Origin of the sequence: Micromonospora sp. NPDC007220 (assembly GCF_040634035.1) — a bacterium.
Taxonomy (GTDB): Bacteria; Actinomycetota; Actinomycetes; order Mycobacteriales; family Micromonosporaceae; genus Micromonospora; species Micromonospora reichwaldensis.
On record NZ_JBEYEU010000003.1, the window covers coordinates 405750 to 419452 of the forward strand.

Here is a 13703-nt window from a genome sequence, read left to right on the forward strand (position 1 = left end):
CCCCGCACCGGATCCGCACCCGGTGACGCCCGCAGCGGAAATCATGCCTGCTCGACCCGGGTCCGGCCAGAGAGGGTACCGCCGTACGGCTGGCAGGATGGCGGTGTGAGTCAGCCGAGGTGGACCGTGGTGGTGCCCGTGAAGCGCCTGGCCGCCGCGAAGAGCCGGCTGCGGGGGGCGCTGCCGGCCGTACCGCACGAGGAACTGGCGCTGGCCCTGGCCGCCGACACGGTCGCCGCGGTGCGGGCCTGCCCGGCGGTGGCGGGGGTGCTGGTCGTCACCGACGACGCCCGGGTGGCCGAGGCCGCCCGCCGCGCGGGCGCCCGGGCGCTGCCCGACGCCCCCGGCGCCGGGCTGAACGCCGCCTTCCGGCACGGCGCGTCGGTCGCGGGCGGCGGCTGGGTGGCCGGGCTCACCGCCGACCTGCCCGCGTTGCGCCCGGCCGAACTGGCGGCGGCGCTGCGGGCGGCCCAGGCCGCGCCCCCGGGCGTACGCGGGTACGTGGCCGACGCCCCTGGCCAGGGCACCGTGCTGCTGGCGGCGCCGCCGGGCGTGGCCCTGGATCCCCGCTTCGGGGTCGGCTCGGCCGCCGCGCACGCCGCGAGCGGGGCGCTCGCCCTCACCGGGGACTGGCCGAGCCTGCGCCGGGACGTGGACACCGCCGCCGACCTGGCCGCGGCGGCCCGGCTCGGGCTGGGGCCCCGCACGGCCGCGTTGGCCGCCGCCGGCTGCCCGGCCTGAGGGGCGTGTAGCGTGCGGGTCATGCAGGGCACGGTGGCCACCTACGACGCGGCAACCCGCAGCGGGACGCTGCTCCTCGACGACGGCACCGAGCTGGCCTTCCCGGCCCGGGCGTTCGACGCCTCCGGCCTGCGCCTGCTCCGCCTCGGCCAGCGGTTGCGCGTCGAGACCGACGACACCGGCGCGGTGGTCCGGGTGACATTGCCGACGATGGCCTGAGCGGCTGGTCGAAGTTCATTTTGCGTTAACCGCATCCGGGTGATTATGGGCAGGTGAGCACCCCTCGCAAGCCCTCCGCCAACCGACCGTCCACCGACCCGGCCGCCCCCCGCAACGGCACCCGGTCCCGGGGCGCCGACGGCCGCTTCCACGCCGACCCGACGGCCGCGACCCCGGAGGCGGCGCCGGCCGCGACCCACGGCGAGGCGCCCACAGCGACCCCGGGCGGAGGGTCCGCCGCGACCCCGGGCGGAGGGTCCGCCGCGACCGGCTCGGCCGACGCCGCCGGTGCCGGCGGTGCGGCCGCCTCCGCCGGGCTGGAGGAGGTGCTGGATGCGGCGCCGCCCGTCGAGGCGCCGGCGCCCGACCTCGTCGACGAGCCCCCCGCAGCGGAGCCGCTGCCGGAGGACCGCTTCCTCAACCGGGAACTCTCCTGGCTCGACTTCAACGCCCGGGTGCTGGCGCTCGCCGAGGACCCGCGCACGCCGCTGCTGGAGCGGGCCAAGTTCCTGGCCATCTTCGCCAGCAACCTCGACGAGTTCTACATGGTGCGGGTCGCCGGGCTGAAGCGCCGGCTCCAGGCCGGCCTGCCGGTACGCGGCGGGGACCGGATGCCGCTGCGCACCCAGCTGGAACTGGTCGCCGGGAAGGCCGCGACGCTGGTGGCCCGGCACTCGGCCTGCTTCACGGACGAGGTGCTGCCGAAGCTGGCCGCCGAGGACATCCGGATCCTGCGCTGGGCCGACCTGGACGACCCCGAGCGGGAACGGCTGCGCGCGTACTTCCGGGAGCAGATCTTCCCGGTGCTGACCCCGCTGGCGGTGGACCCGGCGCACCCCTTCCCGTACATCTCCGGGCGGTCGCTGAACCTCGCGGTGGCGGTCCGCGACCCGGACGGCGGCTCGGAGTTCTTCGCCCGGGTGAAGGTGCCGAACAACGTGCCCCGCTTCGTCCGGGTGCACCGCGACCTGCCGGGCGTGCGGATGCTGCCGGTGGAGGACCTGATCTCGGTGCACCTGGGGCAGCTCTTCTCCGGCATGCAGGTGGTCGAGTGCCACCTGTTCCGGGTCACCCGCAACGCCGAGGTGGAGGTCGACGAGGACCGCGACGAGGACCTGCTCCAGGCCCTGGAACGGGAGCTGGCCCGGCGCCGGTTCGGCCCGCCCGTGCGGCTGGAGGTGGCCGCCTCGGTCTCCGACCACGTGCTGGAGCTGCTCGTCCGCGAGCTGGACATGCACGACCAGGAGGTGCTGCGGGTGCCCGGCCTGCTCGACCTCTCCGCGCTCTGGCAGCTCTACGACGAGGCCGACCGGCCGGACCTGAAGGACCCGCCGTTCGTGCCGGCCACCCACCCCCGCCTCACCGAGGGCGAGGTGCCGCGCAGCGTCTTCGCGACCCTGCGCGACGGCGACATCCTGGTCCACCACCCGTACCACTCGTTCGCCACCAGCGTGCAGCGCTTCATCGAGCAGGCCGCCGCGGACCCGGACGTGCTGGCCATCAAGCAGACCCTCTACCGCACCAGCGGCGACTCCCCGATCGTGGACGCGCTCGTCGACGCGGCGGCCGCCGGCAAGCAGGTGGTGGTGCTGGTCGAGCTGAAGGCGCGCTTCGACGAGGTGGCCAACATCGGCTGGGCGCGCAAGCTGGAGCGCGCCGGCTGCCACGTCGTCTACGGCCTGGTCGGGCTCAAGACGCACTGCAAGACCGCCCTGGTGGTACGCCAGGAGGGCAACCAGATCCGCCGCTACTGCCATATCGGCACCGGCAACTACCACCCGAAGACCGCCCGGCTCTACGAGGACTTCGGCATGCTCACCGCCGACCCGGAGATCGGGGCCGACCTGACCGACCTGTTCAACGTCCTCACCGGCTACAGCCGGCAGACCGCGTACCGCCGGCTGCTGGTGGCGCCGCAGGGCATCCGCAGCGGCCTCATCGAACGCATCGAGCGGGAGATCGCGCACGTCCGGCTGGGCATGCCCGGGCTCGTGCAGATCAAGGTGAACTCGCTGGTCGACGAGAAGATCACGGACGCGCTCTACCGGGCCTCCCGGGCCGGCGTCCACGTGGACCTGGTGATCCGGGGCATGTGCACACTGCGCCCGGGGGTGCCCGGCCTCTCGGAGAACATCCGGGTCCGCTCGATCCTGGGCCGGTTCCTGGAGCACTCCCGGATCTTCCGGTTCGGCAACGACGGCGACGCCGAGTTCTGGATGGGCTCGGCCGACCTGATGCACCGCAACCTGGACCGCCGGGTCGAGGCGCTGGTGCGGGTGAGCGACCCCGTCGCCCGGGCCGAGCTGGACCACGTGCTGACCGCCGCGATGAGCCCCGACGTGGACGCGTTCGAGCTGGCGGCGGACGGCACCTGGAGCCGGCGTACCGGCACGGCCGAGGAACCGCGGGTCCACCTCCAGGAGTTGCTGCTGCGTCGCGTCGGTGGCACGGCGGGCTGACCGGTACCCGCATAGGCTGACCTGATGCTGGATGAGCGGGACGCGGCCGGCCCCGGCCGGGGCCGGCCGCCCGGGTTCCCCGACGCCGCGCCCCCGATCCGGGCGGCGGGTGGTGTCGTGTGGCGCCCCGCCGACGACCCCGGGCCGGTCGAAGGGCCGGCCGCCGGGAGCACGGACGCCGCCCCGCGCGGTCAGGTGCTGGTCTGCCTCGTGCACCGGCCCCGCTACGGCGACTGGTCGCTGCCCAAGGGCAAGCTGGAGCCGGGCGAGCATCCGCTGCGCGCCGCCGTGCGGGAGGTGGCCGAGGAGACCGACGTCCGGGCGGTGCCGCAGGTGCGGCTGCCCACCGTGCGCTACCGCAGCGAGGGCCGCCCGAAGGTGGTCGACTACTGGTCGATGCGGGCGGTGGGCACCGGCGGCTTCCAGCCGGGCACCGAGGTCGACGACGTGCGCTGGCTCGGCGTGGACGAGGCGCTCCGGCTGGTCAGCTACCCGCACGACGCCGAGGTGCTGGCCGCGTACGCGGCCCTGCCCGCGGTCACCGGGACGGTGGCGCTGGTCCGGCACGCCCACGCCGGCAAGCGGGCCACCTGGTCGGGCCCGGACACCGGCCGGCCGCTCGACGCCCAGGGCTGGGCGCAGGCCCACGCGCTCGCCCCGCTGGTGGCGCTGGTCCGGCCGGCGCGGCTGCTGTCGGCCTCGGCCCGCCGCTGCGTACAGACCCTCGACCCGGCGGCGGCGCTGCTCGACCTGCCGATCGAGATCGACGGCGACCTGGACGAGCCGCGGCCGGGCCAGCAGCCCGACGAGTGCGCGCTGGCCGCCGCCGCCCGCCTGGCCGCGCTGGCGGCCACCGGCGAGCCGGTGGGGGTGTGCAGCCAGGGCAAGGTGATCCCGGGCGCCCTGGCCCGGCTCAGCGGGCGGCCGGGCGACTTCACCACCCCGAAGGGCGGCGGCTGGCTGCTCGCCTTCGCCGGCGACCGCCTGCTCGCCGGCGACCGCCTCTGACCGCGCGGCCACCGGGGCCGGCCGGTCCCGACCGGCCCGCTGGGCGGCGGGTCAGGCCGCCCCGTCGGGCGGCGGGCAGCGGGCAGCGGGCGGCGGTCAGGCCGGCCCGTTCGGCGGCGGGTCAGGCCGGTGGCAGGGTCAGCGTCACCGCGACCGGCAGGTGGTCGCTGGCCGTCCCTGGCGGGGCCGCCGCGTCGCCGGCGGCCAGGTCGGGCGTGACGAAGACGTGGTCGATCTGCTGGCGCGGGGCGTCCGCCGGGCTGGTCGGCAGGGGGCGGGCGGCGGCGAGCGCGTCGACCAGACCGGCCCGGGTGAACTCGGCGAACGCCGGGTCGCCCGGCTCGGTGTTCAGGTCTCCGGCGACCACCAGGGGACGGCCGGCCGCGTACCGCACGGCGAAGTCGGCGACCGCGCGGGCCTGGACCACCGGGTCCTCGCCGGGCGGCGGTTGCAGGTGGGTGGCGACGACCGCCAGGCGGACGCCCGCGCTGAAGTTCACGGTGACGCCGAGGGCCTGCGCCCCGGTGGGCGCGCCGACCGCCGGCAGCGGCCGGGTCCGCGCCGCGTCCAGCGGCCACCGGCTCAGCACGGCGTCGCCCCAGAGCGGATCGGCGGCCGGCGCGAAGACGTACGGCATGTCCAGCCGCTCCGCCAGCAGGTCGAGCGTGTCGTGGCCGCCGTTGAGCAGCCAGCCCCGGTCCACCTCGCTGAGTGCCACGACGTCGGCCCCGGCGACGGCCCGCGCCAGCGCGTCCGGGTCGAAGCGGCCGTCCATCCCGAACCCCATCCGGACGTTGTACGCCGCCACCCGCACCGTCTCCGGCGGCCCGTCCCGGTTGGTGGCGGAGAGCAGCTCGTCGCTGGCGACCGCGGCCAGCAGCGTCACCACGGCGGCGGTGGCGGCCGTCCACACCGGCGGCAGCGGCGACCGGGCCGGCCCCGGGGTGGGACGCCTCGCCAGCGCGACGGCGGCGACCAGCACCGCCACCGCCACCGGCACTCCGGCGTTGGGGTGGCCGAGGTCGTAGGCGGAGTAGTAGGCCACCGCCGCGACGGCGAAGACGAGCATCCCGGCGACGGCGGCGTACCCGCGCCGCCCGGCCGCCCGCGCCGGGGCCGCCGCGCCACCGGCCGCCCGCGCCGGGTCCTGCCCAGCGCCGTCGGGGACCGGGGTGCGGGCTTGGTCCGCGCCGTCGTCGCCCCGCCCGTCCGCCGCACCGGCCGACGCCAGGCAAGCGCCGAGACCGACGGCGGTGAGCAGGACGGCCGGCAGCAGCAACTCCCCGCGTCCGAGGGCGACGAGGACGGCCCCGCCGACCAGGGCCACCGGCCCGAGCCACCGCCAGGCGCCCCGGCGGGGCGGGGCCAGCGCGGCGAGCAGGAACCCGCCGACCGCCACGGCGAGCGGGGCGGGGCCGAACAGCGGCACGGTGGCCACCCCCACCTCGTCGGCGGGATCCGACCGCAGCAGACCGAACTGGTACGACGTCGCCGTCCGGGCGACCGCCGGGGAGAGCGCCACCATGCCGGCGAGCAGCAGCGCCGGCCCGGCCAGCAGCCAGCTCCGTACGCCGCCCGTCCCGGCCGGCGGCGCGGGCCGCGCCTGCCCCGCCAGGAAGAGCCCCGCGACCCCGACGGCCGCCAACCATGCCGGCCAGTCCCCGAAGAACGCCGAGCGGTACGTGTCCAGCACCGTGTGCAGGACGGCCCCGACCGCCAGCCCGAGCGCCAACCCGGGCACGGGGCGATCAGTGCCGGCGGCGGCACCAGCGAGCCAGACCAGCCCGGCGAGCAGCCCGGCCGTGGCGAGCCAGAGCTGGAGCCGCCCGCCCGGCTGGCCGTTGACGGCGAGCCGGGCCACGACCAGCAGCACCGCGGCGACGAGTGTCACGGGGCGGGCGCCGACCCGACGGATCAGCGCGGGCGCGGCCAGGGCGAGCAGGAACCAGCCGAACGCGAACGCCCCCAGCAGTTCGGCGGGGGTCGAGGCGGCCTGCCCGAAGATGGTGATGACCGCCGGCAGGAAGACGCGCAGCACGTCGACCAGGAGCACGACGCCCAGGGCGAGGGTGACGGTGGTGAGGTGGCGGTAGCGCACCGGGCTGCCTTTCGCCGACCGGAAGGGGTGCGGCGATTCTGCGGGCGGGGCACGGTCGGGGTCAACGGGTGGGGGTGGACACGGCGAAGGGCGCCCACCGTCGGTGGACGCCCTTGTCGTACCGCCAGGGTCAGCGCTTGGTGGCGGTCTTCTTCGCCGCCGCCTTCTTTGCCGGCGCCTTCTTCGCCGCCGCGCTCTTGCTCGCCGTCGCGGTGGTCTTCTTCGCCGCCGTGGCCTTGGTCGCCGCGGTGGTCTTCTTCGCCGGGGCGGCCTTGGTGGTCGCGGTCTTCTTCGCCGCGGTGGTCTTGGTCGCCTTCGCCGCGGGGGCCTTCTTGGCCGCCGCGGTCGCCTTGGTCCCGGTCGCCTTGGTCCCGGTCGCCTTCGCGCCCGCTGCCTTGGCCCCGGTGGCCTTGGCTCCGGTGGCCTTGGCACCCGTGGCCTTGGCACCCGTGGCCTTGGCACCCGTGGCCTTCGCCCCGGTGGCCTTGGCACCCGTCGTCTTGGCCGCCGCGGTGGTCTTGGTGGCGGACGTGGTCTTGGCGGCGGCAGCCGTGGTCTTCTTCGCCGCCGCCGTGGCCTTCGGCACCTTGCCGCTGGCCACCATCTCCTTGAAGCCGGCGCCGGGACGGAAGGTCGGGACGGATGTCTTCTTGACCTTCACCGCCTCGCCGGTCCGTGGGTTGCGCGCTGTTCGGGCGCCCCGGACGCGCTTTTCGAACGCTCCGAATCCGGTGATCGCCACCTTCTCGCCCTTGGTGACCGCCGCCTGGACCTCAGCGAGGACCGCGTCGAGCGCGGCCGTCGCCGTCTTCCGGTCCCCCAGGCGAACGGCGAGCGCCTCGATGAGCTCGGCCTTGTTCACGACTTCCTCCCGATTGTGCAACTGACTCGACGCGAGCCATTCTGCGCGCACGGTATGCCCTGTGCTGCCGGGACACAAACATTCGGTCGAAAAAAGCCCTTGTGTCGTAACGGATTCGCCCCCACCGGTGAGACCGGCGGGGGCGGAAACCGCTGTGGGATCGGGCGTACGGCTATGCGACCGAGGGCAGGAACGGCGGCCGGGCGGCCTCGAAGGCGCTGATCTCCGCCTCGTGGCGGAGGGTGAGTCCAATGTCGTCCAAGCCCTCCAGCAGCCGCCAACGGCTGAAGTCGTCCATCGGGAACGACCAGGTGGCCTCGCCGACACGCACCTCGCGGGCGGTCAGGTCCACGGTGACGGGGGTGGTCGGGTCGGCCTCCACCAGGTCCCAGATCTCCTCGACCGCCTTCAATTCCAGCTCGACCGGGAGCAGCCCCTCCTTGAGGGCGTTGCCCCGGAAGATGTCGCCGAAGCGGGGCGCGATCACGGCACGGAACCCCCAGTCGCGCAGCGCCCAGACGGCGTGCTCCCGGGAGGAGCCGGTGCCGAACTCCGGACCGGCCACAAGAATCGACGCACCCGAATAGGTTTCATCGTTGAGCACGAATTCCGGGTCCTCCCGCCAGGCGCTGAACAAGCCGTCCGCGAAACCGGTCCGGGTCACCCGCTTGAGGTACACGGCGGGGATGATCTGATCGGTGTCCACGTTGGATCGCCGCAGCGGCACGGCGGTGCCCGTGTGGGTGGTGAACCTCTCCATCTGGGTGCCCTTCTACAGGTCGGCGGGAGCGGCCAGCCGGCCGGCCACGGCGGTGGCGGCGGCGACCGGCGGGGAGACCAGGTGGGTGCGTCCGCCCCGGCCCTGGCGGCCCTCGAAGTTGCGGTTGGAGGTGGAGGCGGAGCGCTGGCCCGGCGAGAGCGTGTCCGGGTTCATCCCCAGGCACATGGAGCAGCCGGCGAAGCGCCACTCGGCGCCGGCGTCGGTGAAGACCTTGTCCAGCCCCTCCGACTCGGCCGCCTCGCGCACGGCGGCGGAACCGGGCACGACCAGCATCCGCACCCCGTCGGCGACCCGCTGCCCGCGCAACACGTCGGCGGCGGCCCGGAGGTCCTCCAGCCGGCCGTTGGTGCAGGACCCGACGAAGACCACGTCGACCGCGAGGTCGCGCAGCGGGGTGCCGGGGCGCAGGTCCATGTACTCCAGCGCGCGCCGGGCGGCGGTCCGCTCGGCCTCGGTGACGAACTCCTCCGGGGTCGGCACCACGGCACCCAGCGGCGCACCCTGGCCCGGGTTGGTGCCCCAGGTCACGAACGGGGTGACCGCGCCGGCGTCCAGGGTCACCTCGGCGTCGAAGGTGGCGCCCTCGTCGGTGGGCAGGGTCCGCCACCAGGCCAGCGCCGCGTCCCAGTCGGCGCCCTTCGGGGCGTTCGGCCGCCCCTTCAGGTACGCGAAGGTGGTCTCGTCCGGCGCGATCATGCCGGCCTTGGCGCCCCACTCGATGGACATGTTGGCGATGGTCATCCGCCCCTCCATGGACAGCGACCGGATCGCCTCGCCGCGGTACTCGACGATGTGCCCGCGGCCGCCGCCCGTACCCACCTGGGCGATCAGCGCGAGCACCAGGTCCTTGGCGGTGACCCCGGGACCGAGCTGCCCCGTCACGTTCACCGCCATCGTCTTCGGCCGGCTCTGCGGCAGCGTCTGGGTGGCCAGCACGTGTTCGACCTCACTCGTGCCGATGCCGAACGCGAGCGCGCCGAACGCGCCGTGGGTGGCGGTGTGCGAGTCCCCGCAGACGATGGTCATGCCGGGCTGGGTGACGCCGAGCTGCGGGCCGATGACGTGCACGATGCCCTGGTTCTCGTCGCCCAGCGGGTGCAGCCGCACCCCGAACTCGGCGCAGTTGCGGCGCAGCGTCTCGATCTGCGTACGCGAGGTCGGGTCGGCGATGGTGAGCAGGTCGCCGCGCCGCAGGCGGAACGACGGGTCGGCGTACCCCGTCGGGGTGTTGTGGTCCTCCGTCGCGAGCGTGAGGTCGGTGCGGCGCACCCGGCGCCCGGCGAGGCGCAGCCCGTCGAAGGCCTGCGGGCTCGTCACCTCGTGCAGCAGGTGCAGGTCGATGAAGAGCAGATCGGGCTCGCCCTCGGCGGACCGTACGACGTGCGCGTCCCAGACCTTCTCGGCCAGGGTCCTCGGCTCGGTAGTAGTGACTCCCACCATCTGGACATCCTAAATTCTGGGAGGTAAGTTTCGGCTTGTGGGACACAGTATGAGCGGTGTCGGCGTTCTCGACAAGGCGGTGGTCATCCTGGCCGCCTGCGTCGACGGCGCCAGCCTGGCCGAACTCGTTGAACGCACCAAGCTGCCCCGGGCCACCGCGCACCGGCTGGCGCAGGCGCTGGAGATCCACCGGATGCTCGTCCGGGACACACAGGGTCGATGGCGTCCCGGCCCGCGCCTGGGTGAGCTCGCCAATGCCGCCCCGGACGTGCTCCTGACGGCGGCGGAGCCGCTGCTGGCGGCGCTGCGGGACGCGACGGGCGAAAGCGCCCAGCTCTACCTGCGCCGCGCCGACGAGCGCATCTGCGTGGCCGCCGCCGAGCGGGCCAGCGGCCTGCGGGACACCGTGCCGGTCGGCTCGGTGCTGCCGATGACGGCGGGCTCCGCGGCGCAGATCCTGCTCGCCTGGGAGCCGCCCGAGGCCGTGATGCCGCTGCTGCCCCGGTCGAAGTTCACCGGCCGCACCCTGGCCGAGGTACGCCGCCGGGGCTGGGCACAGAGCGTCGCCGAGCGGGAGGCCGGTGTGGCGAGCGTCTCGGCGCCGATCCGCGACCGCACCGGTCGGGTCATCGCCGCGATCAGCATCTCCGGCCCGATCGAGCGCCTCGGACGCCGCCCCGGCGAACGCCACGCGATGGCCGTGGTCCGAGCCGGCCAACGCCTCTCCGGCCTCTGACGCCCCCACCCACCCCACCCACCCGCCGGCTCACCCACACCGCCGCCCATCGGCCCCGACGTCGACCAAGAAGTTTCCGCCCGGGTTCGACCCCGGACCGGGCGAAAACTTCTTGGTCGACACGACCGGCAGCGGCGTGGCCAGGGGCGGGGGTACCGCGCGCGGGGACAGCCCGGGCGGGAGGGTGGAATGCCGAACGGCCCGTTCCACCGGAGTGGAACGGGCCGTTCGAGATGTAGCCCCGACCGGATTCGAACCGGCGCTACCGCCTTGAGAGGGCGGCGTCCTGGGCCGCTAGACGACGGGGCCAAGACTTCACTGCTTCCACCGCCCTTGCGAGCGGTGCCGCTGTAGTCTAGCGGCGGCCCCCACCGGGACGGAAATCGGGGCGACCGGACGGTCGTCCCGGCACTCCACCACCCGGACGACCAGGATCGGACGACCGGAGACCACGCTTCGGCCGAGGCCACGACCGGCCGGAACGGAAACCGGTCGCCAGCAGGGGCGGACCCGAGCCGCACCACGGCGGGGCGGAGACGGGTCGGCCCGCAGGGGCGAGCCCGAGCCGCACACGGCGGGTCGCAGCCGCCGGCGTTTGCCACCCGTGTCGCGGCGGCAGGCAACCACGCGGCAACGAACAGCGCCGGCGTGGGACATGCGAAACGACCCGCCCCACCGGAGTGGAACGGGCCGTTCTGAGATGTAGCCCCGACCGGATTCGAACCGGCGCTACCGCCTTGAGAGGGCGGCGTCCTGGGCCGCTAGACGACGGGGCCAGAACTAACTTGCGGCACCACTCTGCTCGAGCGGTGCCGCTGGACTCTATCAGAGAGAACCCCGATCCCCTGAACGGGAACCGGAGTCGTCTCCTACGAGATCCAGCGCCCGAAGCTCTTGCGAACCTCGGCTGCGCTGGGGTACCAGGACTCGAACCTAGACTAACTGAACCAGAATCAGTCGGGCTGCCAATTACCCCATACCCCATTGGCCCCTTGCGGTGCCGGGATCAAACTTTACCCTCCCGGTGCCAGCAGGCCAAATCGAGTCCCCCAAACCGCCCCTGAACTGCGGAAACGGGGCCTCGACGCGGATCAGGCGACGGGCACCACCGGGTTGGTGAGGTCTCCGATCCCCTCGATCCGCACGGTGACCGTATCCCCGTCCAGCAGCGGGCTAACCCCGGCCGGCGTGCCCGTGAGCACCACGTCGCCGGGGAGCAGCGTCATCACGTGCGAGACGTACGACACCAGGGCCGGCACGTCGAAGACCATGTCGCGGGTCCGGCCGAGCTGGCGGACCTCCATCTCCTCGGGATTGCGACCCACCTCACAGCGGATCTCCAGGTCGCGGACGTCGAGCCCGGTGGTGATCCACGGCCCGATCGGGCAGAACGAGTCGAAGCCCTTGGCGCGGGTCCACTGCCCGTCGGAGCGCTGGAGGTCCCGGGCGGTGACGTCGTTGGCGCAGGTGTAGCCGAAGATGGCCCGCTCCGCGGCGGCCCGGTCGGCCCGGCGGGCGCCCGGCGCGCCGATCACCACGGCCAGTTCGGCCTCGTGCTCGACCTGCTTCGAGAAGATCGGCAGCCGGATCGCGTCCCGGGGCCCGATCACGGAGGTGGACGGTTTGAGGAAGAGCAGCGGCTCCTTCGGCACCTCGCTGCCGTGCTCGGCGGCGTGCTCGGCGTAGTTGCGGCCGACGCAGACGACCTTGCTGGGCAGGATCGGCGAGAGCAGGCGGACGTCCGACAGCGCCCAGCGGGCACCGCTGAAGGTGATCTGGCCGAACGGGTGGCCCTCGATCTCGGCGATGGTCAGGCCCTGCGGGCCCGCCTCCGCTTCGCCCTCGACGACCCCGAACGACATTCCCTTGGCATGAGCAAAACGAGCGATACGCACCAGGCCAATCTAGCCCCGGCGACCCGCGACCCGGCCGAGGCCGCAGTCAGGCGCGCCCGGGACGCCGGGAGGGCGCACCCTACGACACCGTCCGCTCGCGGGGGCGGAGTTCGCGACTTCGTACCCGCCCGGTGTCGTCGCGCCCCTAGCGTCGGCTCCGGAGGTTCGTTCGTATGCCTGCATCGACACGACACCACAGGGCCCTCGCAGTGTTCGTACACTGCCTCGGCATTCTCTCCGCCGTGCCGGCACTGCCGGCGGCGGCCCCACCCGCGGCGGCCGCGCCACCACCGGTGGTCGCGCCGACCCCGGAGCCGGCGATGCCGTCGGCGCCGCCGGCGGTGCCCACCCCGACCCGGGCCGCCCCGCCGGTGGCGAAGCCGCCGGTCACGGTCGCGGTGGTGCCGGAGAGCACGCCGGCGCCGCGCTACCGGATCCAGGTCCGCAACAGCGGTGGCACGCCGGTGGACACCACCGTCCGGCAGGAACTGCCGCCCGGGGCCTCGGCGACCGCCATCACCGCCGGGGGCCGGGCCACCCGGGCCGCCCGGGGCACCGGGCAGTCGGCCACCGAGGTGACCTGGCAGCTGAAGCTGCCCGCCCGCAGCACCACCACCCTGGGCACGGCGCTCACCGCCGCCGCCCCCGCCCGGCCGCTGACCGCGCCGGCCTGCGCCTACGCCCGCGACGGCAGCCGGCCGTACGACTGCGCGACCGCGACCTGGACCGCGGGCGTGCCGGCCGCCGCGCCCCAGCGTTCCGAGACGCCGCCGTGGCGCCGGACGCCGGTGCTGCTGGCCGGGCTCGGCACGGTGACGGTGCTCGCGGTGGGCGGGGTGTGGACCTGGCGCCGGCGCCGCCGACCGGTCGCCGCGGCCCTCTCCGGCCAGCATCCGGGGACGGTCTACCCACGCCCGGCCGCGCCACGACCGGAACAGCTCCGCCGCAAGCCGTCCGTCTGGCTGATCGTCCCGGTGGCCGCCGTCGTGCTCGCCGGCACGGTGGGCACCGCCGCCTGGACGGCCACCCGGCAGGTCGCGGCCGTCGACACCGACAGCCAGCCGACCAGCGGCGCGTGGCTGGGCCAGGGGGTCAACGGCGCCGTCGGCGAGCCGCTGCGCGAGTCGGCGTTCGAGTTCACCGTGTACCGCGTCGCGTGCGAGCCCGGCGCCACGGCCCGGCAGTGCGAGGCGACGGTCGGGGTACGCAACCTCACCCCGGAGCAGCAGAGCTGGCACGGCCGGCTGCAACGGGCGTACCTGCCCGACGGCAACTTCGTCAGCACCGACGAGCAGGCGACCCGGGCCGCCAACCAGGGCCGGGACGTCTTCGCCCAGCCGATGGCGGCCGGCAGCCGGACGGTGCTGCCGCTGGTCTTCACCGTCGCCGGGAAGGCGCCGCCGGAGCAGCTTGAGCTGCGCAGCGGGGTGTTCTCCGCCGGGGTCCGGGTGGACGTGCCCTGAC

General features: G+C 74.8%; 11 protein-coding genes and 3 tRNA genes. 6 read left to right on the forward strand and 8 right to left on the reverse strand.

Annotated elements, in window-relative coordinates; translation table 11 throughout:
* Positions 1–105: 105 nt before the first annotated feature.
* Genes cofC through ABZ573_RS10255 form a run of 4 tightly spaced genes read left to right on the forward strand, consistent with a single transcriptional unit; the run spans position 106 to position 4427 of the window.
* Positions 106–741 (forward strand): 2-phospho-L-lactate guanylyltransferase, encoded by a 636-nt coding sequence (cofC, locus tag ABZ573_RS10240; protein WP_151456688.1) that lies wholly within the window; start codon positions 106–108, stop codon positions 739–741.
* A 21-nt stretch (positions 742–762) separates the two neighbouring features.
* Positions 763–960, forward strand: coding sequence for a cold-shock protein (locus tag ABZ573_RS10245; protein ID WP_192581542.1), 198 nt, complete (start codon positions 763–765; stop codon positions 958–960).
* Between the two features lie 53 nt (positions 961–1013).
* A complete protein-coding gene (locus tag ABZ573_RS10250) occupies positions 1014–3419 on the forward strand; it encodes an RNA degradosome polyphosphate kinase (protein WP_151456687.1) in 2406 nt (801 codons plus the stop codon).
* A 24-nt stretch (positions 3420–3443) separates the two neighbouring features.
* Positions 3444–4427 carry an NUDIX hydrolase gene (locus ABZ573_RS10255; protein WP_358117267.1) on the forward strand — a complete coding sequence of 328 codons (984 nt, stop codon included), beginning with the start codon at positions 3444–3446 and terminating at the stop codon, positions 4425–4427.
* Between the two features lie 121 nt (positions 4428–4548).
* On the opposite strand, the gene ABZ573_RS10260 is transcribed toward ABZ573_RS10255, so the two are convergent.
* From ABZ573_RS10260 to leuC, 4 genes are all read right to left on the reverse strand, one after another.
* Positions 4549–6525 carry an endonuclease/exonuclease/phosphatase family protein gene (locus ABZ573_RS10260; RefSeq protein WP_358117270.1) on the reverse strand — a complete coding sequence of 659 codons (1977 nt, stop codon included), beginning with the start codon at positions 6523–6525 and terminating at the stop codon, positions 4549–4551.
* Between the two features lie 130 nt (positions 6526–6655).
* Positions 6656–7387 carry an HU family DNA-binding protein gene (locus tag ABZ573_RS10265; protein ID WP_358117345.1) on the reverse strand — a complete coding sequence of 244 codons (732 nt, stop codon included), beginning with the start codon at positions 7385–7387 and terminating at the stop codon, positions 6656–6658.
* Between the two features lie 172 nt (positions 7388–7559).
* Positions 7560–8147 carry a 3-isopropylmalate dehydratase small subunit gene (leuD, locus tag ABZ573_RS10270; RefSeq protein WP_151457654.1) on the reverse strand — a complete coding sequence of 196 codons (588 nt, stop codon included), beginning with the start codon at positions 8145–8147 and terminating at the stop codon, positions 7560–7562.
* A gap of 12 nt (positions 8148–8159) precedes the next feature.
* Entirely contained in the window at positions 8160–9608 is a 1449-nt protein-coding gene (gene leuC / locus ABZ573_RS10275) for a 3-isopropylmalate dehydratase large subunit (protein ID WP_327030749.1), read from the reverse strand.
* A gap of 49 nt (positions 9609–9657) precedes the next feature.
* On the opposite strand from leuC, the gene ABZ573_RS10280 reads away from it, so the two are divergent.
* Positions 9658–10344 carry an IclR family transcriptional regulator gene (locus tag ABZ573_RS10280; protein WP_013284529.1) on the forward strand — a complete coding sequence of 229 codons (687 nt, stop codon included), beginning with the start codon at positions 9658–9660 and terminating at the stop codon, positions 10342–10344.
* Between the two features lie 236 nt (positions 10345–10580).
* Here ABZ573_RS10280 and ABZ573_RS10285 read toward each other — a convergent pair.
* The 4 genes from ABZ573_RS10285 to ABZ573_RS10300 form a co-directional block, all read right to left on the reverse strand.
* Positions 10581–10653, reverse strand: a tRNA-Glu gene (locus tag ABZ573_RS10285).
* 394 nt (positions 10654–11047) lie between these two features.
* A tRNA-Glu gene (locus ABZ573_RS10290) sits at positions 11048–11120 on the reverse strand.
* A 136-nt stretch (positions 11121–11256) separates the two neighbouring features.
* A tRNA-Gln gene (locus ABZ573_RS10295) sits at positions 11257–11328 on the reverse strand.
* Positions 11329–11435: 107 nt separating this feature from the next.
* Positions 11436–12239: a fumarylacetoacetate hydrolase family protein gene (locus ABZ573_RS10300; RefSeq protein WP_151457599.1), complete on the reverse strand. Its 804-nt coding sequence runs from the start codon at positions 12237–12239 to the stop codon at positions 11436–11438.
* A 173-nt stretch (positions 12240–12412) separates the two neighbouring features.
* Between ABZ573_RS10300 and ABZ573_RS10305 the strand changes: the two genes are divergently transcribed.
* Positions 12413–13702, forward strand: coding sequence for a hypothetical protein (locus ABZ573_RS10305; protein WP_151457600.1), 1290 nt, complete (start codon positions 12413–12415; stop codon positions 13700–13702).
* The last annotated feature ends 1 nt before the right edge of the window (position 13703 follow it).

Coding starts and splice junctions, on each gene's coding strand:
- ABZ573_RS10255 (WP_358117267.1), top strand. CDS start 3,444: ATGCTGGATGAGCGGGACGCGGCCGGCCCCGGCCGGGGCCGGCCGCCC.
- ABZ573_RS10280 (WP_013284529.1), top strand. CDS start 9,658: ATGAGCGGTGTCGGCGTTCTCGACAAGGCGGTGGTCATCCTGGCCGCC.
- ABZ573_RS10245 (WP_192581542.1), top strand. CDS start 763: ATGCAGGGCACGGTGGCCACCTACGACGCGGCAACCCGCAGCGGGACG.
- ABZ573_RS10305 (WP_151457600.1), top strand. CDS start 12,413: ATGCCTGCATCGACACGACACCACAGGGCCCTCGCAGTGTTCGTACAC.
- leuC (WP_327030749.1), bottom strand. CDS start 9,608: ATGGTGGGAGTCACTACTACCGAGCCGAGGACCCTGGCCGAGAAGGTC.
- leuD (WP_151457654.1), bottom strand. CDS start 8,147: ATGGAGAGGTTCACCACCCACACGGGCACCGCCGTGCCGCTGCGGCGA.